Origin of the sequence: Sporosarcina beigongshangi (assembly GCF_033485195.1) — a bacterium.
Lineage (GTDB): Bacteria > Bacillota > Bacilli > Bacillales_A > Planococcaceae > Sporosarcina > Sporosarcina beigongshangi.
On sequence record NZ_JAWLIR010000002.1, the window covers coordinates 250,246 to 272,863 of the forward strand.

Sequence of the window (22,618 nt, forward strand, 5' to 3'; positions counted from 1 at the left end):
AAGCGCGGAGCGTGATTTTAAAGATTAACTCAATTAGAGGTAAATATGAAATACGTGATCAAGCAAATGCATTCTTTTCATCATTAGTGAGATGAATAACGGAAAAAAGACCGCTGATAACAACTCAATCAGCAGTCTTAAGTACAGCCACCTTTTTGGTGTAAGGGCAAAGGACGATTGGTAAGCGCGGGGGTTTTTCGGTAGTGCGAAACTGATACATTGAACGTAATAAAAAAGCCAATCAAATTTAATCAGCTTTCAGCCTCTTGATTTTAATAATTTTGTATAAATCGTATAAGATTCTTGCTGCCACCATAAAGATTGTTAACGTTTTAGTCTGTGTATCTACATTATTTTTTGATAAAACTATTAACATAAATCCCAAAAAGAGGATAATATCTAGAACCTTGTTAGTTACTTCTGATTTAAACATAGTAGTACACCAACCTTCTAAATATCAATTATCCTATTTACGTATTTCAAACCAATAAGTTTCAAATGTTTTAACAATGATTGAATCACAGTTCGACTCATTATGCATCACAAGAATTATAGCAATGTAGCAATCAAAGCCCTCTGCAACAGATAAAAAAGCCCAGTCAGTAAGGACCTGGACTTATAAAGCTATTCAATTACAACACATTGGCCAAAACAGCTTTCTGTGCGTGCAGACGATTCCCTGCTTGTTGGAATACATATGAATTTGGTCCATCAATGACAGACGTCGCCACCTCTTCCTCGCGGTGTGCCGGCAGACAATGCAAGAACATATAATCATCTTTTGCATGTGCAACCAATGCATCGTTGATTTGGAAATCTTTAAACGCTTCAAGACGTGCCGCCGCCTCTTCTTCTTGGCCCATACTAGTCCAGACATCTGTATAGACGACATCTGCATCTTGTACGGCTTCAATCGGGTTCGTTGTTGTCACTACACTACCACCATTCTTAGTAGCTAGCTCCTGCGCTTTGACCAACAAATCTGCGTTATATTCAAACCCTACTGGCGTCGCGACAGCTGCATGCATGCCCATATGCGCTGCGGCAATGATGAGCGAGTGCGCTACATTATTACCGTCCCCAATATAGGCAATCTTCTTTCCCGCTAGCGATCCTTTCACTTCCAAAATCGTCAGCAAATCTGCCAATGCCTGACATGGATGAAAAATATCCGTTAAGCCATTGATGACTGGAACAGATGTATGTTCTGCCAATTCCTTGACCATTTCATGCGAATTCGCACGAATCATGACGCCATCCAAATACTCCGACAATACATGCCCTGTATCATACACCGACTCACCGCGTCCGATTTGTAGGTCACGTGCGTTCATGAACATCGCATGACCTCCCAGTTGGATCATACCAACTTCAAATGAGATACGTGTGCGCGTTGAATGCTTTTCAAAAATCATCCCAAGCGTCTTGCCAGCTAAAATAGGTGGCATCTTGCCCGCAAGCATTTCCTTTTTCATGTCATTCGCATAGTCTAATAAATATGCAACTTCTTCACTTGTATAATCAAGAAGGGATAACAGGTCCTTCCCCTTCAAACCATTTGCAATATCACTATTTTTCTCTTCAACTTTCATCATACCGACATCCCCAATCACTGTTTTCATTTTGTATATCACAGTATATAGTATGCATAATTATAAAGTCAAGTGCATTATTATAGATTTATCGATTACGCCAATTCGTAATTGCGTCCAAATTAACTTCTTTCATAATTTGTGACATCCTCCGGAGGACAACTTGCTTTAGCAAGTTGAAATGAAAAAACTGCCCCAGCCATTTTATTGGCCAGAGCAGTCGAATCGTTTAATTAATCAAATGTAATCGTATTGACCGCGTTACGGTCTAATTTCTTAATGACTTCAACAATCAGCTTCACCGTGTTTTCAAAATCATCGCGGTGTAAGATTCCAGCGTGTGAATGAATATATCTCGTCGGAATACAAATCGCAAGGGATGGAACGCCATGCCCTGAAAGATGGATGGAACCAGCATCTGTTCCACCGCCCGGAATCGTTTCGAACTGATAAGGAATACCATGTTCTTCAGCTGTATCGACAACGAAGTCACGTAATCCTTTATGAGATACCATAGAAGCATCGAAAAGTAGGATTTGTGGTCCATCACCCATTTTACCTGTTGCTTCCTTCGACGTAATCCCGGGTGTATCACCAGCGATGCCTACGTCAACAGCGAAACCAATGTCCGGCTCGATTTTCGTTGCAGCTGTACGTGCACCACGAAGACCAATTTCTTCTTGCGCTGCTCCCACGCCAAATACGATATTCGGATGATTTTCAGCCTTCAACGCTTTTAATACTTCAATTGCGATAGCAATCCCAATTCGGTTATCCCATGCCTTCGCAAGTAAATATTTATCATTATTCATTACCGTGAATTCGAAATACGGCACGACCATATCCCCTGGCAAGATGCCCCATTCCATTGCTTCTTCTTTCGAAGTTGCACCTATATCGATAAACATATCTTTAATATCGACCGGTTTTTTACGCGCTTCTGGCGAAAGGATATGTGGAGGCTTCGATCCAATAACTCCTGTTACCGTATCACCTTTGCGTGTCACAATTGTTACACGCTGCGCCAACATCACTTGCGACCACCAACCACCAACAGTTTGGAAAGATAAAAATCCTTTGTCATCGATTTTAGAAATCATGAAACCAACTTCATCCAAATGACCCGCTAGCATAATTTTCGGACCATTCGCATCGCCCGTTTTTTTAGCGATCAATGAACCCAAACCATCCTGATCAATTTCATCCGCAAACGGCTCTATGTACTTCCTCATCACTTCACGCGGTTCACGTTCATTTCCAGGGATCCCCTTCGCATCTGTGAGCGCTTTCAACATTTCCAGTGTTTCATCTAATTTCGTCAATTACTTCGACCTCCTAAATAAATCATACAAGAGTAGTATATGCGAAAAGGCTGTTATTATCAAAACATTTCGGATTGGGAAATAAAAAAATATTGGCAAACATGCTCCTTTAAGATTGATGTCTACCTGCTTCCCTCAAAATATAAGGAACTGTAGTTTTACTTTCAATTAACCCTTCAAACCCTCTCGCTAAATGTATATATTGTTCCGCCTGCTGCGAGTTCATCCAAGTAACTTCTTCGATTTCTTCTGGCATTGAAATATTGATTTCTCCACCGATGATTTTCCCTGTAAAAGTAAAGAGAATAGTGTGATGCCCTCTTTCTTCAAAAAATGCTTCACTTACAGTAAAAATACCACCTAGCTGTACGTCTAGTCCTGTTTCTTCTTTCACTTCACGAATTGCAGCCTCTTCTAGTGTTTCTCCTTTCTCGACTGCTCCGCCGGGGAGTGTATAGTAGGAAGCTTCGGGTCCTTTATTTTTGACTAACAAAACATTTTCCTCCTGCTCATCAACTAGAAGCACATACGCAACATCTACTCTTTTCATTTCTACCATCTCCTTCTCACTTTATTATTTGGTAGCTATCCCTCAATACTAGCCCCTATCTTAATGACTTTGTTACTTCATACTTATTAAGAATCTTAACAAAGTTATTAGTCTTCGGGTTACAATAAGGGAAAATACTTTATTAGGTGGAATCGTAAATGCTTAATATGTTTCAATATAATTGGCAAGTAAGAGATGACTGGTTTGAATGGAGTCAACAGATTTCGATTGAAGAACTTACACAAAAACGGACCGGTGGTATGGGGAGTATATTGCAAAATTTATTTCACGTCATTGATTGTGAACAAATATGGATTAATCAAATGAATGGGACACCGGTTATCATGAAGGACATAAATGGCATTTTCACTCTACAAGAGGTGATAGAGTCCTCTAACAGTACAAAATTGATAACCCAAGGTTTTATGCAATCATGGACGCCTGATTCAGAGGATAAAGTCTTTGAAATGCAGAGGAGAAATGGCACTACTTCCAGCTTTACTTACGGGAAAATAATGCGGCATATCATTTCACACGAAATTCATCATGTTGGACAATTGTCCGTCTGGTCTAGGGAGCTTGCTATAAAACCTGTTTCTTCGGATTTACTGTTTAGGGAATACTAAACGATTTCAACTGCACACTCTACTTCTCCGATTGCTAGACAGAAAATTTAGGGTTTGTTATAATTGCTGTAACAGCAGGATATATTAAAAAGACCACACCGATGTTAGAGCATCGATGCGGCACTTATAATAGGCAGGTTCCCATTCGGGGGTCAGCTTCCCAAGTAGAAATAATCCATCTGAGGCGCTAAACTCAAGGGTGGATTATTTCTTTTTTGACATCGAAAACGCCAGTGCTAGTATCGCAACTTCTAATGTTGAGAAACTGATTGCAATTATAAGCGTTTTGAACGTAGAGATTATAGAAGAAACCGGTCTGCAGGACGCGGCAAACTTAGACTGCCCCGTATTGGAATATACCGTGACAGGAACAAGAAACAGGATACTGACCACTCTTGAATCTATTCTTCTATCCTTTTAAACTTTGACAATCACCTCATGGTGGTATCAATGACATTCGACAACAAAGCTCATTTCAAGAAATTCATATCTACTACCATTCGTCTCTTGCATAAAGGTAGTCCCCACTTCAAATCCAGCCTTTTCATATACTTTTATTGCTCTTTTATTAAATGTCGCTACTGATAGCGTTATTTTATCTGGTGCAAATGTCGATTCTGCAAATACTAAACCTGCTTTTACAAATGCCAGTCCTTCTCCGCCCCCCGTTAAATCCGGTCTCATTCCTAACCCCATATCAATACGATTGTCTTCGACTTGATTAAAACTAAAAAAGCCAATCATCGTATGCTCTTTCATAACAATAAACGTAGCGTTACCACGTTTTTCAGGGTCTAAAAACTCAACTAGATCCTCTTGATCCGCTTCCATATCATAAAAGGAATAATCACCATCATAATGCCAGTTATAAGCGATATCTTCCGCCTGCTCCTGTGTCATTGTTTTAAATTGATAATCCATATTTTTCACTCCTATTGATTAATCAACGATAACTCCCCCGAAAATTACAAACTCTTTCCACTAACTCATCCAATGTACCAATGACTTGTTCAACCTCCGACAAATGATAAAAGGTGCTCGTTGTGTCAAAATCATTCATTGTTCCATCAGCTGAATACAAAAATATTTTCTTTACTCGACCGAGTGCAATGCCTAATTCAATATGACTTCCTTTTCCTCCGGGCAATAAAATAACAACGACATCAGATGCCAATATTGCATTTTTCTCCGCTTCACCAATTGCCTTTAACTCTTCCAGTGTCGAGGGCCTGTCATTTTTCGTCCAGTCATATGTATGTATATAGCCTGCTTCAACCAACTTTTCACTGACATAGTTGACAACCTGTTTGTTCAGTAAACTCGATGCCAGATAAAACTTCATTCGCTCCGCCCCTTCCATTATTCTTCCCTACCAAAAATGGGTGTTACCCCAATATATCAAGGTAACACCATCATTAAGTACACCAATACTATATAGGTTAAATGAAAGACTTCCAACTCGATATGCCTGAAGAAGGTTTTGTGCTAATTAATTGTGTGACGGTCATAATTGCATCCATGACGAGCATAACACAACTCATGCCGGTCATAACCGTGTCCATGGCGAGCATAACGCGACCCATGCCGGTCATAAACGCATCCATGGCGAGCATAACAAGATATGAGCAGCACCAAACTACTTTCACATTCGCTAACAGAATTAATAGCTATCTATTACAGCAATTCCTTACGCAATTCAGCCGCACTCTTCGGCGACAACAGACCAGGCGCGATGTCAAATACTGTTTTCGCACCTGCTTCACCGTTTTGATTCAACCGATAGGCTGCACGTGCATAAGCAACAAGGACGCTTGATGTGAACTCTGGGTTGCTGTCGAGTTTCAACGAGTACTCCATCACTTGTGCATTGCCGTCTCCCGTTTTTCCACTACGAATGACGAACCCACCGTGTGGCATTGCAGAATGATCACGCGCCAATTCTTCTTCCGAAATGAATGTGACTGTTGTGTCGTAATCTGTGAAGTAATCAGGCATCGTAACAATCGCTTGTTTCACTTCTTCCGCCTCCGCACCTTCACTCAACACTACATAGCAGTCTCGCGTGTGCTTTTCGCGTGTTGATAGTTCAGGTAATAATCCACTTCGGACACGGTCAACTGCTTCCGGAACAGGGATTGTATATTGGACGGCTCCCTTCACACCTGGAATCCTTCTAACCGCGTCGGAATGCCCCTGACTCAATCCTTTGCCCCAAAATGTATATGTCGCCCCTTCTGACAACACAGCTTCGCCATACAAACGATTGATGGAGAATAAACCTGGATCCCAGCCGACAGAAATAATTGCCGTCTTGCCGTTCGGTTTCGCTGTAGCATCAACGGCTTCAAAATAATCCGGAATTTTTGCATGCGTGTCGAAGCTATCCACTGTGTTAAACAATGCAGCTAATGCCGGTCCCTGTTCAGGTAAATCGTTTTTCGATCCACCACAAAGGATAAGGACATCGATTGAGTCCGTGAAATTTTGAATATCATCCATTTTATGCACGGGTACATTGTTATTCAGCAATTGCACATCGGATGGATTCCTTCTTGAGAATACTCCAACTAACTCCATATCTTTGTTTTGACCGATGGCATATTCCACACCCCGGCCTAAATTTCCGTACCCTGCAATCCCAACTCTAATCGTCATTGTTCATTTCCCCTTTCGTAATTCAACTATCTTATGATTTTAGCGTTCTAACGTAAGAAAAGCCACCTCTAATAATCCGTTTTTCAATGTTCACAATCTATCCTTTTCCAATCAGGCGAGAAAAATGTTAAGGTAGAAGATGGTATCTTCAAACGAAAAGAGGCTTTATTTATTATGCGTGGTTTTGTTTATCTTATTGTATTTTTCTCGTTTTTTGATTTATTTTCACAATTACCTATCATGAGCCCCTTCGCTTTATCTCTTGGTGCTTCGCCATTTTTAATAGGTTTGGTAGTTGGAATGTATTCATTTTCAAACACGATTGGAAACATTATTTCTGGCTTCATGACAGATAAAAAAGGTCCATTTATTATTCTGCTCATTGGGCTTTTTACAGCTGCATTATCACTTTTCCTTTATTCATTTGCAACCGGACCACTTTCACTGCTCGGTGTCCGTTTTGTTCACGGATTCATGGAAGGACTAATTGTCCCAGCAGCTTTCACTTTCCTGGCAAACCGTGCCGAAGAATCGAAACGTGGAAAAAGTGTTGCTATTTCAGGTGCGTTTGTCGGAATGGCTGCCATTGTTGGTCCAGCCTACGGAGGCATTGTTGCCGCTAAGACAAGCACACCGTTCATAATGGCCGTCAACGGCGGTATTATGCTTCTATTAGCCATAGCTGCTTTCTTTGTTCTACGCACATTTACATATGTCCGCAAACATTCAACTGAACAAGCTACACATTTTAAAGTTAAGTATTTGTTCCACCATCCAGGTATGGTACGCGCATTTGCCGGGGCATTCTTTTTAATGTTTTCACAAGGTGTATTGGCACTTGTTTTACCTCTAAAAGTGGATGCGCTTGGCTTTGATACGAAAACGAGTGGTCTATTACTTAGTACATTTGGTGTTGTAGCTATCCTTATCTTTTTATTGCCCATCAACCGGATTTTTGACCGCGTACGTCCAATGGTCACGTTGGCTTTCGGAATTTCCTTGATGGGAGTAGCTATGCTGTTGCTTAGTCAACTTGAACAATTGAATTACTTGTACATGGCAATGACTATTTACGGAGCTGGATTTGCATTCTTGTTTCCCTCCATCAATTCATTGCTTATTGACTCGTCCTCGGCAGAATTTCGTGGAAAAGCGTACGGTTATTTCTATGCTTTCTTCTCTATCGGTGTCGTTGCAGGATCTAGTGTCATCGGATTCCTAGACCTCACCTACAAAGGTGGCTTCATGCTGACAGGCGTTATTTTACTAGCCGTTGCTTTGTATGCACTCATGGGTATGAAAAAAAATAGGGCTATTGACAAATCATCATTAGTCGGTTAATGTCAAAGACGAAACGAATACCCCGTCTGGGAGAGGTTCATAGCGACCCTCTTAAAAAAACTATGGATGACGATACTTCGCCATGTCCATTCGACATGGCTTTTTTTTCGGCGTTTATGACCCTCCCTGACAAATTTTTAGGAGGTTTTTTTATTGGCTGGAAGAGATGAAGCAACATTGACCGATTTAACATTACTCGGTAATCAGAACACGAAATACATGTATGAGTACAATCCTAGCATTTTAGAATCGGTTGATAGCATGCACGTCGATCGCGACTACTTTGTAAAATTCAACTGCCCGGAGTTTACATCACTTTGCCCGATGACAGGACAACCTGATTTTGCGACAATCTATATTAGTTTTATTCCAGATAAAAAGCTTGTAGAAAGTAAATCGCTCAAGCTATATCTGTTTAGCTTCCGAAACCACGGAGATTTCCATGAGGACTGCATCAATATTATTATGAATGATTTAATCAAACTGATTGAACCGCGTTATATAGAAGTATGGGGTAAATTCACGCCACGTGGCGGTTTGTCTATCGATCCTTATTGTAACTATGGAATACCTGGCACAAAATATGAGAAAATGGCCGATCACCGGATGATGAATCATGACATGTATCCGGAAAAGATCGATAACCGTTAATTGAAAGGACGACTCTATATGCTCTATTATTTAAATGGACTTTTCGTCGGATTATTGATTTTATCCAATATATTAGCAGTGAAATTATTTAGCATTGGTAGCTGGATTGTCTTACCTGCAGCGGTTATTGTCTATGTGTTTACCTATCCTATTCTCGATGTCATTACAGAAGTGTATGGAAAAAAAGCCGCACATCGAACAGTACTAACCGGCTTCTTAACACAGCTATTTGCGATTATTTTCATTTGGATTGCAATTCAATTGCCCGCTGCTTCTTTTTACGAGCACCAGCAATCATTCGAAACTATTTTTACAGCAGGTTTCCGTGTGACCACTGCTAGCCTTATCGCCTATCTAGTTAGCCAAAATATCGATGTACTCATTTTTGATAAATTAAAAAGGCGTCATGGCGAAAAGAAATTATGGCTACGAAATAATTCATCGACTATGGTAAGCCAGTTGATTGATACATCCATTTTTCTCACCATTGCATTTATAGGCACAATGCCATTCAGCGCGCTTCTTGCGCTAATTGCATCGCAATATGTCTTTAAATTCATTGTAACAATTTTGGAAACACCACTTGTCTATGCACTCGTCGCGCTCTGTCGGAAAAATAATAGTAGCGCTGGGAACGAACCTGTTCCATTAAATGAGTAATTTTAAAGTGAAAAACGTCCGAAGCGCCAGTCATTACTGTTGCGCCTCGGACGTTTTTTATACATTTTGCATTGTATACAATTTAATTTCATTCATAAACGCTTCACCATAACGCTCAAGCTTAGCCTGACCGACACCATTCACTGCGAGGAAGTCTTCTTCGGTGATAGGCATTCTCGCTGCCATGTCTTGTAAGGATTTATCCGAAAAGACAACGAATGGCGGTACACCTGCATCCTGTGCTAATTGGCGACGAAGTACACGAAGTTGCTCAAACAACGGATTGTCGGCAGTAATTTGTTTCGTAATGACGGACACTTTACGATGCACTTTTATGCCACCTGTTAAGACTTCTTTTCCTTGCTCACTAACATAAATAATTGGGAATTGGCCATTTTCAACACCTAGATAGTTTTCCGAAATAATAAATTCGATGAAATCGGAAATATCTTTTGCACTCCGATCTTTCATTAAACCATAGGTAGGTAGTTTGTCAAAGCCAAATTCGAGCACTTTCTTATTGCGGGATCCCGTCAATACTTGTGCAATCATCGTCTTGCCAAAGCGTTGCTTCATGCGAATGACACAAGATAATACCTTTTGGACATCCACTGTAACATCTGAGCTTTCCCGTGTATCCGTACAATTCGCGCAGCGACCACAATTAACAACATCTGTTTCCCCGAAATAGGTAATGATGAATTTCTGCAGACAGGCTTCTGTATGGCAAAAGTCAATCATCGACTGCAATTTTTCCAATTCCGCAGGGATACGACTTTCATCCTGCGACTGATCGATAAGGAATCGTTGCGTTTGCACATCTTGTGATGAAAATAAGATTGTACAGGCACTATCGAGTCCATCACGCCCTGCACGACCTGCTTCTTGGTAATAACTCTCCATATTTTTCGGCATTTGATAATGAATGACGTAACGAATATTGGATTTGTCAATCCCCATCCCAAAGGCATTCGTCGCGACCATCACCGTTGCTTCATCCATCAAAAATCTGTCCTGCTCTGATTGTCGTTCGACGTCGCCTAAGCCTGCATGGTATTTCGCGACGGCTACCCCACTTTTCCGCAAGGTTTCATATACAGAATCGACCGCCTTGCGCGTTGCCGCGTAAATGATACCCGCTTCTCCATCGTTTTTCTTCACATAATCCTTGACGAATTTCTCACGTCCTTGTCCCTTAACAACGGAAAAAGTGAGATTTGCTCGTTCGAAGCCTGTCATCACTGTGTTGGCTTCGCTAATCCCAAGCTGGCGACAAATATCTTCCCGCACATCGGGTGTTGCAGTTGCTGTCAGTGCGAGCACGACCGGTTTCTCATCGAATAATGAAACAATACTACTAATATTGCGGTAGCTTGGACGGAAATCATGCCCCCATTGTGAAATACAGTGTGCTTCATCGATGGCAATCATCGGAATCGTCATTTGACGTAACTGATTTTTGAATGCTAGTGAATCAAGTCGTTCTGGTGCCACATAGAGCAATCGATACTTGCCCTCCATCGCTAGTTCCATCGTACCGAAATATTCTTCCGATGATAGAGAACTATTAATGTACGCAGCGGGGATGCCAACTTGGTGTAGCGCATCGACTTGGTCTTTCATGAGTGAAATAAGTGGTGAAATAACTAAAACAGTCCCCTCCATTACAAGTGCTGGCACTTGGTAACAGACTGATTTTCCGCCTCCTGTCGGCATGACACAAAGTGTATCTTGCCCTTGCATGACCCCACGAATGACTTGTTCCTGCCCCGTTCTAAAAGAAGGATATCCAAAATACGTTGTTAAAATGTTCAAAGCTTTTTCGATGTGAATCCTCTCCTTGTTCCTTCGTCAAAGAAAAAAGCACCAGAATAGGTGCCTTTATTCAAACAATAATCTTTCTTCATCACGGCTATGTATTTCATTGACAACTAGTAATGAATGAAAACGGTGAAGCACGCCTGGACTTAGATTTTCTTTCGCACGCAACTCTTCGATATCCTTGACGATTATGCGTAGTAAATCATGATCCCGTGTTAATTGAACGACCGTTTCTTTCAATTCTGACTTCTTCGTCGCTATCTCTTCATAAAACCCAGCCTCTTCGGAATCTGCATGGGCAATAATGCGTGTAACCCAGTAATCAATCAGCGCATCTGCCGCTCTATTGGCTGTTTCTAAATCGCCTTTTTTTAAGTATTCCATCATATCATTCGTTTTATCAATTGCCCCAGCCAAGCCGCCCTCATGAATCGCGTGATGAGCAGAAAGTTGTTTCAAAGCAGGTCCAGATTTAGGTACTGAATTAGCTTCTGCCATTGTAATCATCCTTTCATTATCAAATTAGGTTTGAATTCTGTGGATTAGAGATAAATATACACTAACCATACCAGATTCAACAGCATTTTGGAATGACGGCTCGTCCTATTGAAGGACAATATTCGCCATAATAAAGACTTTGTCAAATAAACGTCATTTTCATCGTGACTGCATATCTTTACTACTTGAACTACTAAAACTTTCTTTCAATCATTAATGAAAGAAAGTTTTAAAAAGACTATTATTAATCGTCAAAAAGTACTACAATACTAATAACAATCAACTGATGCAACCACCAATCTAGTAGTAAGTATCTATTTTCCATTACTGAACGTTAAAGGAGTGAGTGTTATGCCAGTACAACAATTGGTTCTCTATTTGATGATATACGGAATTCCAGGAGTCGTTTTATATAGTGTTGCCAGCGTAATTATTACACAAAACTATCGAAATACGACCAATCGACTCATCGCGGTATTAATCTTTCTCTATAGCTTCATTTTTTTCGAAGAGTTCATTAGATATTTGCTTCCAAATTCCCACAACTCCATTATGCTCCATCTTTCTTTCGGAATCATCAGTATACTAATCATTACAATTACATTCCATTTCTTTATACATATAGCCAAGCTACCTGAACGCATTCTTATCCCCTTTTATCCGTTCATTTGCTATATCCCTTTTTTCATCCTAGTCATTGTTCTGCTCTTTAACTTCAAGTCTATAGCAAAAATAGAAATTATCCAAAATAGTATTTGGGATACCCCTATTTTCAATCTTCCCTATTATGCGACGCTTGCTATCGCTAGCACTGTCATGTTGATTTTTATAGGAATATTGTTGAATGGCATCAAGCATGCAACATCTATAACAAGTCGTAAAATTTTGCGTTTATTTATTTTCGGGACTATTTTCGTACTACTTATTAGATTCCTATTTGAATATCCTACATTTAACTGGGCCTTACCTCGTCACCCATTCATATTAATCGGGTTCATCTTCCCTGTTTTACTTGCAATTTCAGCTTTTAAATTCAATCTATTGCCATCTGCTGTTAAAAAGTATCAAGCGATGTTTAACTTAATTCCCATTTCCATTACGGTCATCAATAGCGACTGGGATATTTTAGAGCTGAATGACTATTCGAGAAAGGAAATTTTCCGACATGGACATAAAAACTTAAATATGCTTCATTTTGTTCAAACTGATAATAATAAAGAAGTGTTGCATCAGTTCATCGCTCTACTTGATGATAAAGAAGTTCTCCGTGATTATCCTTTGACTTTTATCATTAATGATACACAAGAGATTGTTCACTATTCCGTTGATACCTCTACTATTTTTTTAGAAGAAGATAAAATATTTTATTTAATTTGGAGAAACGTCACAGAAGAACTTGAAAACGACCGTTTAATCGAGCATATGGCCTATCATGATGTACTTACTTCACTTCATAACCGTGCCTATTTTGTTCCCAAAGTAAAAGATCGAATGACAAGATTGGCTGCTAGTTCAACAAAGGAATCGGCGCTTGTACTCATTGATTTAAATCGGTTTAAACGTATAAATGACACTTACGGACACGCCATTGGGGATGAAGTTTTGCAGCATACAGCGATGCTGTTAAAACAGGCAGTTCGGACAAATGATTTAGTTGCGCGATTGGGAGGGGATGAGTTTGTCATCTTTTTAGAAAATTTCCCTACACAACAAGCTGTAACTGATTGGTGCACGCGACTGCTAGAGGACTTTGCTGAAGACAAATTCACATCAGAATCCATCACATTACAAATTGAGCCAAGTATCGGCATTGCCTTCTTCCCAGCGGATGCAAATAATTTTAAGGACTTGTTTCAATTGGCGGACGCAAATATGTATAAGCATAAACTTAAGTCTAAGGAAAAAGATATGGAACACTAAACCATCAATCAAATGCCAGATACATTAACCACTCTAATAATAGATGTGGAAACGTATCTGGCACTCAATAATTACAATCGATTTTTACTAAACATAACGTCGATACACTTTTTTTCCATCATAGGAAAAGACAATTTGCTTATTGTCCACATACGTTTCCAAATGAACAATACGTCCCCATAATTGATGAATATATGGCAGGACGTGTTCTAGGTAACGAACATCGAGCTCCTTTTCATCAAACTGATGGACTAAATACAGTTCCCCATTCCGCAAATAATCGCCATTTTCTACGACGATATAAGGAAAACCACCATTCACACGCATCGCAATAAGCTGATCCCTTACATCCTCATGATCTTTCGTTGTAATTCGGTAATCTCCCCTCTTCTTTTCAAATAAATACAGATCTCCCTTCTGTACTAAGTCCTTCGTTAAATAGTTTCGAATGAAGGAAATATCCGATTCTATTTCCCTCACTTCAAACATTTTCTCTCTACCTGAATTTAATTGAACGCCAAAGTTCTTCATGTCCTCAGTCGGATGGTTATAACGCTGTTCAATATCTTCGAAAATTTTCACACCAAGATAATACGGATTGATGCTTGTTTTGGAGGGCTGGACAACATTAGCATTCAAAGTCGCAAACTCAATTGTTTCATCTGTCGTTAAATCTATCTCTCTAATAATCCGTTGATGCCAATAGGATGCCCAGCCTTCATTCATGATTTTCGTCTCAAGCTGTGGCCAAAAATAGAGCATTTCTTCACGCATCATCGTTACAATATCACGCTGCCACTCTTCCAAATGACGACTATATTTTAAAATAAATAATAGGAGATCTTTTTCTGGATTTGGCGGTGTTTTATAGGTAGTCGGAGACGTTTTCTTCTTATCTGGTTGACGTTTATCTAAATCCCATAAATCATCATAGGCCGTTTTTCGTATGATTTCTTTCTCTTCTAGGGAATCCTCTGGTAGGTGATGTCTTCGGATAGAGGGGTCGATGTGCTCTTGAATGCCTAAAACTGCATCTAAAAAACGTTCTACCTCCTCTTTCCCGTAAAGCATTTCATAGCCCGCAATCCGCTCTGCAGTAGCCGTCATGCTCTCCACCATATCCCGCCTCGTATTCGAAAAACGAACATTATTTTTGAAAAAGTCGCAGTGAGCAAGGACATGAGCAATGATCAGCTTGTTTTGGATTAGGCTATTCGTATCCAATAAGAACGCATAGCAAGGGTTGGAGTTAATGACCAATTCATAGATTTGACTTAATCCGAGGTCATATTGTAGCTTCATTTTATGAAACTGCTTGCCGAAACTCCAGTGTGTAAATCGCGTAGGCATACCATATGCACCAAATGTATAAAGAATATCAGCGGGACATACTTCATAGCGCATTGGATAGAAATCTAAGCCGAATCCAGTTGCAATTTCCGTAATCTCGTCGATAGCATACTCAAGTGCATGTCGATCCGTCAATCGGCTCCCTCCGGATTTTCATTATAAAAAAACTTTTTCAATGCATGATACACATCTTGATTTTCCTTTAGAATATAATGACGAAACTTTGGGTTTTCGATTTTTTTGTAAGTAGCCATTAATGTCGAAAAACGACTATGTGCATTGACCTCGCCATAACCAAATAAGCTAGATACTTCCATTAGCTCATTAACTAGTTCAATACATTTTTCATTATCCGATGACATATTTTCACCATCGGAAAAATGAAAAGGGTAAATATTATAGCGCGAGGGATGGTATTGTTTTTTTATGAGCTCTAGTGCCTTCTCATAAGCCGACGAACAAATCGTTCCCCCACTCTCTCCCTTTGAAAAAAAGGCTTCTTGCGTGACAACTTTTGCTTCTGTATGATGGGCAATGAATTCAATTTCAACCGTTTCATATTTCGTCTGTAAAAACTTCATCATCCAGAAAAAGAAACTTCTTGCCATATACTTTTCAAAGTTTCCCATAGAGGCGCTCGTATCCATCATCATAAGTACAACTGCTCTAGATTCAGGTTTTTCAATATCATTCCACGTTTTAAAGCGTAAATCATCATTATGAATCGGTGAGATTTCAGCTTTTCCCTTCATCGCATTTCTTTTAATAGCCGTTAATATCGTTCGTTTTTTATCGATATTGCCAATCAAACCTTTTTTTCGAATATCATTAAATTCAATTTCCTCATCCACTATTTCGGCCAGCTCTTTTTGTTGTAAATTCGGTAATTCAAGTTCATCGAAAAGAATTTCTTCGATTTCAGCCATGGAAACTTCTGCTTCATAATAATCCTGCCCGGGCTGATCACCGGCTTGCTTTCCTTGACCACTTTGTGCCTGCTTCCCATCACTTGCGACAACGTCGTCGACTTGGCTACTGCCATCGCCTTGCCCAACGTGTTTTGATTTTTCATGATTATAACGAATTTTATATTCATCTAACGAACGGATAGGTATTTTAATAACATCCCGTCCATTAGACATCACAATGCTTTCTTCGCTAATTAAATCCGGTAGGTTGCTGCGAATAGCTTCCTTCACTTTGTCCATATGCCGTTCTTGATCACGATGTCCTTTTCGATGGAGAGACCAATTTTCCTGTGAAACGATAAACTGATTTTGCCGTTCGCTCATTTTTCATTCACACCTATCTATTGGCAAACTTGAAAACACCCGTGCATTAGGATCAGCGGTTCAGTAAGCTTCCCACATAGCGTAGTAATTCATTGGCGGAGATTGAATTATAGCCATGTTCATCAATGAGTCTCGCGACGACTTCATTGATTTTTTTCAAATGCGATTCATCCGGTGTTTTGGAGGACGTTGTAATCTTCACGACATCCTTTAAATCAGCAAATAACTTTTTTTGGATCGCTTCACGTAAACGATCATGCGATTTATATTCAAAACGTTTCCCTTTCCGTGCGTACGCAGAAATCCGAATGAGAATTTCCTCCCGGAAGGCTCGCTTGGCATTCTCGGAAATCCCAATTTGCTCCTCAATTGAGCGCATAAGCTTCTCGTCAGGATTCATCTCTTCATCTGTTAACGGATCTCTCAATTTATTTTTATTGCAAAACGCTTCAACATTATCTAAATAATTATCCATTAAATTTACAGCTGACTCTTCGTAGGAATAGACAAATGCTTTTTGCACTTCTTGCTTAGCAATTTCATCATATTCTTTTCGGGCAACTGCTATATAATTCATGTATTTCTCGCGATCCTCTTGTGAAATCGAAGCATGTTGGTCAAGTCCATCCTTCAACGCTCGTAGTACATCAAGTGCATTGATGGCCGGAATTTCCTTGCGAATAATGGCTGATGAAATCCGGTTAATGACATACCGTGGGTCAATGCCATTCATTCCCTCATTCGGGAACTCTTTCTTCAAACCCTCAACATCCATTGGGTTAAAGCCTTCTACACTTTGCCCATCATACAAATACATTTTTTTCACAACATCAATACCTTGTTTCTTGGAAATTTCTAATCGAGTTAAAATCGAAAAAATCGCTGCCACTCGTAAAGCATGAGGCGCAATATGAACGTCAGCAATATCACTTTCATTAATCATTTTTTCATAAATTCGTTCTTCCTGACTTACCTTCAAATTGTACGGAATTGGCATAACAATAATTCTAGAATGCAATGCCTCATTCTTTTTATTGGCAATAAAGGAACGATACTCGGTTTCGTTTGTGTGCGCAACGATGAGTTCATCTGCACTGATCAAGGCAAATCGACCCGCCTTAAAATTTCCTTCCTGCGTCAAGGACAATAAGTGCCATAAAAATTTCTCGTCTAGCTTCAACATTTCTTGAAATTCCATCATGCCTCTATTTGCTTTGTTTAATTCACCATCAAAGCGATAGGCGCGCGGATCTGACTCGGAGCCAAATTCAGCGATTGTTGAAAAATCAATGCTCCCCGTTAAGTCGGCAATATCTTGTGATTTCGGGTCAGAAGGCGTGAATGTACCAATTCCGACACGTTTGTCTTCTGAGAAAAAAATACGTTCGACTAGGACGTTTTCAATTTGACCGTCATATTCCTGTTCCAAACGCATTGTATTAAGCGGAGATAAGCTGCCTTCAATCCGAATTCCAAATTGCTCAGCAAAATCCTTGCGTAAATGATGCGGGATTAAATGCAATGGATCCTCATGCATCGGACAGCCTTTAATGGCATAAACCGCGCCTTCGTCTGTTTTAGAATAGCTTTCAAGGCCTCTTTTCAATAAGGTCACAATGGTAGATTTCCCACCACTAACAGGACCCATTAACAATAAAATCCGCTTACGTACATCGAGTCTTTTAGCAGCGGGATGAAAGTACTCTTCGACAAGTCGTTCAATCGCTTCCTCTAGACCGAAAATTTCTTCTCCAAAAAAGTTGTATAGCTTTTGTCCGTCTTTCTCCGCCAAACCAGAACTTTTAATCATATGATATACACGTGAATGTGCCGTTTGAGCAACTTCTTGTCGTTCCTTCACAATATCCAAGTATTCCGCAAATGTGCCTTGCCATTTCAGCTTGTTTTCTTCTTCTCGGAAACTTTTTACTTGGTTTAATATATCCATACTATTCCCTCCAGTCAGGGCATGGTTTTATCCATAGTATGCGTAGCGGAAGGTTATGATGCAGGGCATTCAAGAAAAGCGAAGAGCGCGGGCTAGACAATAAAAAAGCACCTCATTCTAAAAATACATTAGAATAAGGTGCTTTTAGGTATTAGTGATGAGAAACAGAAGCTTTATTCGGTGAACTAAACATATTCGCAACAATTAACCCCGTGATGAAAGCTATGACACTCATCACAAATGGTGTACCACTTTCTGGAATACCTGGATAGACAACGAATACCGAACCGATGATCAGACCAATGATGGCCGCAAAGGTAATGTGTGTGAATTTGGCTAGTAAATAGCTAATGACTTTACTGCTCACGATGAAACCGACAATAACGCCTGCACCAATAACAGCGATGATTGGCAGATTCAAATTGGATAAGGCACCAATTGCCGTTGAATAGACACCTAGCAATAGCAAGATGAATGAGCCGCTAATCCCTGGAAGAAGCATTGCCATACTACCTGCCCAGCCAGCCAAAAACAAGCCAATCGCGTTCGTAGCTGTCAATGACGTAATCGGGGTCGTATCCAATGGCTTGATAAAGGCAGTTGAAGCAAGCGCGGCCCCAAGAAGGATAATAAAGAGGAAATGTGTCCATTTGAAATTCCTTTTCACACCTGCTTGTTTCGTAATGAAAGGCAGCACGCCTAATATAAGCCCTATAAAGAAAAATTGAGTAGGTGCATGATAGTTTTTCAACAAAAACTCAATGACTCTACTGAATAGTAAGAGGGTAGCTCCAATTCCGATGCCAAGTGGCAATAGGAAACCGATGTATTTTTTCCAATCGCGGCTGAAAAAGCCACTAATAGACGTTAATAATTCATCATATATCCCGAGAATGAACGCAATGGTTCCCCCGCTCACTCCAGGAATCAGATCGCTGATCCCCATAAAGAATCCTCGATATAAATTTCTCCACTGCATAAAAAAAGTTCCTCCAATTTTAAATCAATGTTCATAGTATACCACTTTTGATGCTTTTTAAGTAAGTGTAGTCGTTACGAAAATGTTAACACTTGAAGTACAATCGACTATTCATTATGTATAGTTGACTTTACATAATGAATAGTTTGTTATACAATTCGGATAAGTTGCAATAGAGAATCCTACTAATAACGCTTGGCGCTAGGGGATGCCTCCCGCGATAAGCCGGATGGAAAACCACCATCAGGGAGGGATTAAACTGCATCCCTCCTTTGTCTTATCGCTTCGGCTACCCCTGTTAGGCGCTTTCGCTGGAGATTACGAGGTGATCATTGGGTCAACATATAACAGCAAGGTGGAATCCAATTGCTTAAAAACCGTGTAAAAGAATTACGAGCACGTTTTAATTTGACGCAAGGTGATTTGGCGGACAAGGTCGGGGTGACGCGGCAGACGATTGTGTCACTTGAAAAGGGTAGTTACACACCTTCGCTACTACTTGCTATGAATATCGCTGAAGTGTTTGACATGCCGATTGAAGAGATTTTTTCCAAGGAGGGTGAAATATGAAGAATTTAACGATTGCAGTAATACTAAGGATTCTATTATTTATCACGCTTAGCCTGTATGCGTTTAATTTACTTCATTCAGGTGCATCTGACTATCTAAGAAATTCAAACATTTACCTTGCACTCCCATTTTGGATTGTAGTACTTATTATTCAGATTCGGGAGTATAAATATAGTAAAAGCCAGACAGATGGTAGATTTATTATGAAGGATCTAATTTTACCCGAATTAAGCTCCAAGGATGAACGCGAAATGGAGTTGACTGGGAAGGCTGCAAAAGATGCATTGTCAGCAGTCCTTGTCTTTTCTCCAATTTCCATAGTCCTTTTGGGTATAACCATGCTTTCTGAAAGTACACTACCACTTTTACTAACCTTTTTACTTGTAGCCACCATCCCGATTGTCGGTTTAATTACCTATTATTTTTCATACCGCCGTCATTACCTGCGATAAATCAATTAAAAGTGCCAGCAAATTACTCGCTGGCACTTTTCTCTACAACCCCATATTCTTCGCAATAATCACTTTCATAATCTCATTCGTCCCCGCGTAAATAGAGGCTACGGGGATATCCCGGTAACGCCTAGCAATGGTATACTCCTCCATATACCCATAGCCACCATGCAATCGCATACACTCCGCCGAAATTTCCTGCGCGGTTTCAGTTAGCCAATATTTTGCCATCGACACTTTTGTCACGACGTCTTTACCGGCGATATGATCCTCAATCAATGACTCCAAAAACGCTTTTCCAAGCTCAATCTTCGTTGCCATCTCTGCAATTTTAAACTGCGTATTTTGGAATGAAGAGACAGGCTTTCCAAACGTCTCACGAGATTTCACGTAACGGATGGTCGTTTCCAGCATATCCTCCGATGCAATTTGTGCAGCAATCGCCACGACTAACCGCTCTTGTTGAAGTTTCGACATGAGATACCCGAAGCCTTTCCCTTCTTCGCCAAGCAAATTGCCAACAGGAACTCGACAATCTTCAAAGTATAATTCAGCCGTATCCTGCGCATGAAGCCCCACTTTATCGAGCTTGCGTCCTTTCGTAAACCCAGGTGTTCCTTCTTCAACTACAAGTAGACTAATACCACGGTGCTTCGGCTCGACATGCGAATCCGTCTTCACTACGACAACAAAAAGATTGCCATTAATGCCATTTGTAATGAATGTCTTTTGCCCATTGACGACATAATGATCTCCGTCACGAATCGCGGTCGTCCGCACATTTGCCAAATCAGATCCTGTTCCAGGCTCCGTCATGGCAATCCCTGTAATGATATCCGCTGACACACAACCCGGTAGCCAACGTTTTTTTTGTTCAACTGAACCATACGACTCGATATAAGGCACAACAATATCATTATGCAAGCTGACCCCGACCAAGCTGGTGCCTACCCTTTCTAATTCTTCAGAAATGATAACACCGAAGCTAAAGTCAAGCCCAAGTCCACCATATTCGTCAGCTACTTGCGGACAAAGAAAGCCCATTTCCCCAAACTTTTTCCAAAACACAATTGGAATGATACGTTGTTTCTCCCATGTATCATAATGCGGGATTGCTTCTTTTTGCAGAAACTTTCTAAGTGAATCTCTGAACATAATATGTTCCTCTGTTTCAAATTTATATCTCCCCATCCCTACCTCCCCTTTCGCCTTACTTAAGACAATCGTTCAATAATCGTTGCGTTAGCCATCCCCATACCTTCACAAATCGCTAGCAGACCATAACGTCCACCCGTTCGTTCCAGTCTATTCATTAGTGTCACTAGTAATTTCGTTCCCGTAGCCCCTAATGGATGCCCTAGTGCAATTGCTCCCCCATCTGGATTCAGTTTTTCAGGGTCTGCCCCAATATCTTGTAACCAAGCAAGCGGTACTTGTGCAAAGGCTTCGTTCACTTCGTATGTGTCGATATCTTCAATCGTCAACCCTGCTTTTTTCAACACTTTTCTCGTAGCATCAATAGGCCCTGTTAACATAAGCGTTGGATCTGAGCCTATCACACTGCGAGCGACGATACGCGCTTTTGGTTTCAAGCCAAGCTCATCTGCTTTGTCTCGTGACATAAGCAATACCGCTGATGCACCGTCACTGATTTGACTCGCATTTCCTGCCGTAATAACACCTTGTTCATCAAAAACTGTTTTCAAGCCACCTAGCACTTCCATCGTCGTGCCAGGACGCGGCCCTTCATCGACAGCAAAACGAATTATCTCACCATCCTTCTGTTCGACATCAATGGGGACTATTTCAGCTTCAAAATGGCCCTGTTCAATTGCTTTGATTGCTTTGATATGACTGTTGACTGAATAGCGATCCAACTCTTCACGTGTCAGTCCCCATTTTTTCACCATTCGTTCTGACGATAAACCCTGATTAATAATTTCGTATTTTTCCGTTAACTTGTCACTCGGTTTTACATTCCCGATATTGGACATCATCGGCACCCTCGTCATATTTTCGACGCCGCCCGCAATGACGATATCCATATCACCTGAAGCGATAGCCTGTGATGCGAAATGAACCGCTTGTTGGCTCGAACCACATTGTCGATCAATTGTGACACCTGGCACTTCGATTGGAAAACCAGCAATGAGTAGCGCTGTTCGGGCAACATTACTTGCCTGCTCTCCCGTTTGTGTGACACAGCCTAAAATGACATCTTCTACATCTTCCTTCGCAACCCCCGCACGCTGAACGAGCTCATCTAGTACAACTGCCGCTAATTCATCTGGTCGATAACTAGCAAAAGTTCCTTTTCTTCGTCCTACTGCTGTGCGAAGCCCTTCTACAATGACCACTTCTGTCATGATTCATCCCACCCCTCATTTAATA

The 22,618-nt window shown here is 40.5% G+C and carries 21 protein-coding genes and 1 riboswitch; of the genes, 7 read left to right on the forward strand and 14 right to left on the reverse strand.

Annotation, left to right across the window (positions count from 1 at the left end):
* Positions 1–632 precede the first annotated feature (632 nt).
* The 3 genes from argF to R2B77_RS01775 all read right to left on the reverse strand — a co-directional run bounded on the left by argF (position 633) and on the right by R2B77_RS01775 (position 3,464).
* Positions 633–1,595 (reverse strand): ornithine carbamoyltransferase, encoded by a 963-nt coding sequence (gene argF, locus R2B77_RS01765; protein ID WP_212391296.1) that lies wholly within the window; start codon positions 1,593–1,595, stop codon positions 633–635.
* 230 nt (positions 1,596–1,825) lie between these two features.
* Positions 1,826–2,914, reverse strand: coding sequence for a M42 family metallopeptidase (locus R2B77_RS01770; RefSeq protein ID WP_212391251.1), 1,089 nt, complete (start codon positions 2,912–2,914; stop codon positions 1,826–1,828).
* Positions 2,915–3,023: 109 nt separating this feature from the next.
* The gene (locus tag R2B77_RS01775; RefSeq protein WP_203246721.1) at positions 3,024–3,464 is read right to left on the reverse strand and encodes an NUDIX hydrolase; all 441 of its coding nucleotides are present in this window, start codon (positions 3,462–3,464) and stop codon (positions 3,024–3,026) included.
* A 158-nt stretch (positions 3,465–3,622) separates the two neighbouring features.
* On the opposite strand from R2B77_RS01775, the gene R2B77_RS01780 reads away from it, so the two are divergent.
* Positions 3,623–4,090 (forward strand): DinB family protein, encoded by a 468-nt coding sequence (locus R2B77_RS01780; RefSeq protein ID WP_203246720.1) that lies wholly within the window; start codon positions 3,623–3,625, stop codon positions 4,088–4,090.
* 447 nt (positions 4,091–4,537) lie between these two features.
* Here R2B77_RS01780 and R2B77_RS01785 read toward each other — a convergent pair whose 3' ends face one another.
* From R2B77_RS01785 to R2B77_RS01795, 3 genes are all read right to left on the reverse strand, one after another.
* Positions 4,538–5,011, reverse strand: a complete 474-nt coding sequence (locus tag R2B77_RS01785) for a GNAT family N-acetyltransferase (protein WP_203246719.1) — start codon at positions 5,009–5,011, stop codon at positions 4,538–4,540.
* Positions 5,012–5,033: 22 nt separating this feature from the next.
* Entirely contained in the window at positions 5,034–5,432 is a 399-nt protein-coding gene (locus tag R2B77_RS01790) for a nucleoside 2-deoxyribosyltransferase (protein ID WP_203246718.1), read from the reverse strand.
* A 332-nt stretch (positions 5,433–5,764) separates the two neighbouring features.
* Positions 5,765–6,745 carry a diaminopimelate dehydrogenase gene (locus tag R2B77_RS01795; RefSeq protein WP_203246717.1) on the reverse strand — a complete coding sequence of 327 codons (981 nt, stop codon included), beginning with the start codon at positions 6,743–6,745 and terminating at the stop codon, positions 5,765–5,767.
* Between the two features lie 174 nt (positions 6,746–6,919).
* On the opposite strand from R2B77_RS01795, the gene R2B77_RS01800 reads away from it, so the two are divergent.
* The 3 genes from R2B77_RS01800 (at position 6,920) to R2B77_RS01810 (ending at position 9,397) form a co-directional block, all read left to right on the forward strand.
* Positions 6,920–8,086, forward strand: coding sequence for an MFS transporter (locus R2B77_RS01800; RefSeq protein ID WP_203246716.1), 1,167 nt, complete (start codon positions 6,920–6,922; stop codon positions 8,084–8,086).
* 26 nt (positions 8,087–8,112) lie between these two features.
* Positions 8,113–8,156, forward strand: a riboswitch (PreQ1 riboswitch).
* An 83-nt stretch (positions 8,157–8,239) separates the two neighbouring features.
* Positions 8,240–8,737, forward strand: coding sequence for a preQ(1) synthase (gene queF, locus R2B77_RS01805; RefSeq protein ID WP_203246715.1), 498 nt, complete (start codon positions 8,240–8,242; stop codon positions 8,735–8,737).
* A gap of 18 nt (positions 8,738–8,755) precedes the next feature.
* Positions 8,756–9,397, forward strand: coding sequence for a queuosine precursor transporter (locus R2B77_RS01810; protein ID WP_203246714.1), 642 nt, complete (start codon positions 8,756–8,758; stop codon positions 9,395–9,397).
* A 57-nt stretch (positions 9,398–9,454) separates the two neighbouring features.
* Here the strand turns inward: R2B77_RS01810 and recQ are convergent, their stop codons facing one another.
* Positions 9,455–11,212 carry a DNA helicase RecQ gene (gene recQ, locus R2B77_RS01815; protein ID WP_212391249.1) on the reverse strand — a complete coding sequence of 586 codons (1,758 nt, stop codon included), beginning with the start codon at positions 11,210–11,212 and terminating at the stop codon, positions 9,455–9,457.
* Between the two features lie 66 nt (positions 11,213–11,278).
* Positions 11,279–11,716, reverse strand: a complete 438-nt coding sequence (locus tag R2B77_RS01820; RefSeq protein WP_203246713.1) for a hypothetical protein — start codon at positions 11,714–11,716, stop codon at positions 11,279–11,281.
* Between the two features lie 351 nt (positions 11,717–12,067).
* On the opposite strand from R2B77_RS01820, the gene R2B77_RS01825 reads away from it, so the two are divergent.
* Complete coding sequence (locus R2B77_RS01825) at positions 12,068–13,636, forward strand: GGDEF domain-containing protein (RefSeq protein ID WP_203246712.1); 1,569 nt, start codon at positions 12,068–12,070, stop codon at positions 13,634–13,636.
* An 87-nt stretch (positions 13,637–13,723) separates the two neighbouring features.
* Here the strand turns inward: R2B77_RS01825 and R2B77_RS01830 are convergent, their stop codons facing one another.
* The 4 genes from R2B77_RS01830 to R2B77_RS01845 all read right to left on the reverse strand — a co-directional run bounded on the left by R2B77_RS01830 (position 13,724) and on the right by R2B77_RS01845 (position 19,205).
* Entirely contained in the window at positions 13,724–15,121 is a 1,398-nt protein-coding gene (locus tag R2B77_RS01830) for a SpoVR family protein (RefSeq protein WP_203246711.1), read from the reverse strand.
* Positions 15,118–16,278, reverse strand: coding sequence for a sporulation protein YhbH (yhbH, locus tag R2B77_RS01835; RefSeq protein ID WP_203246710.1), 1,161 nt, complete (start codon positions 16,276–16,278; stop codon positions 15,118–15,120). Before yhbH ends, R2B77_RS01830 begins: the two co-directional genes overlap by 4 nt.
* A 52-nt stretch (positions 16,279–16,330) precedes the next feature.
* Entirely contained in the window at positions 16,331–18,226 is a 1,896-nt protein-coding gene (locus R2B77_RS01840; RefSeq protein ID WP_203246709.1) for a PrkA family serine protein kinase, read from the reverse strand.
* Between the two features lie 151 nt (positions 18,227–18,377).
* A complete protein-coding gene (locus R2B77_RS01845; protein WP_203246708.1) occupies positions 18,378–19,205 on the reverse strand; it encodes a DUF368 domain-containing protein in 828 nt (275 codons plus the stop codon).
* 366 nt (positions 19,206–19,571) lie between these two features.
* Here R2B77_RS01845 and R2B77_RS01850 point away from each other — a divergent pair, with 366 nt between their 5' ends.
* Both R2B77_RS01850 and R2B77_RS01855 read left to right on the forward strand, forming a co-directional pair.
* Positions 19,572–19,775 carry a helix-turn-helix transcriptional regulator gene (locus tag R2B77_RS01850; RefSeq protein WP_203246707.1) on the forward strand — a complete coding sequence of 68 codons (204 nt, stop codon included), beginning with the start codon at positions 19,572–19,574 and terminating at the stop codon, positions 19,773–19,775.
* Positions 19,772–20,227: a hypothetical protein gene (locus R2B77_RS01855; RefSeq protein ID WP_203246706.1), complete on the forward strand. Its 456-nt coding sequence runs from the start codon at positions 19,772–19,774 to the stop codon at positions 20,225–20,227. Before R2B77_RS01850 ends, R2B77_RS01855 begins: the two co-directional genes overlap by 4 nt.
* Before the next feature lie 42 nt (positions 20,228–20,269).
* On the opposite strand, the gene R2B77_RS01860 is transcribed toward R2B77_RS01855, so the two are convergent.
* A complete protein-coding gene (locus R2B77_RS01860; protein ID WP_203246705.1) occupies positions 20,270–21,418 on the reverse strand; it encodes an acyl-CoA dehydrogenase family protein in 1,149 nt (382 codons plus the stop codon).
* Between the two features lie 23 nt (positions 21,419–21,441).
* Positions 21,442–22,593 carry a thiolase family protein gene (locus R2B77_RS01865; protein WP_203246704.1) on the reverse strand — a complete coding sequence of 384 codons (1,152 nt, stop codon included), beginning with the start codon at positions 22,591–22,593 and terminating at the stop codon, positions 21,442–21,444.
* Positions 22,594–22,618: the final 25 nt, after the last annotated feature.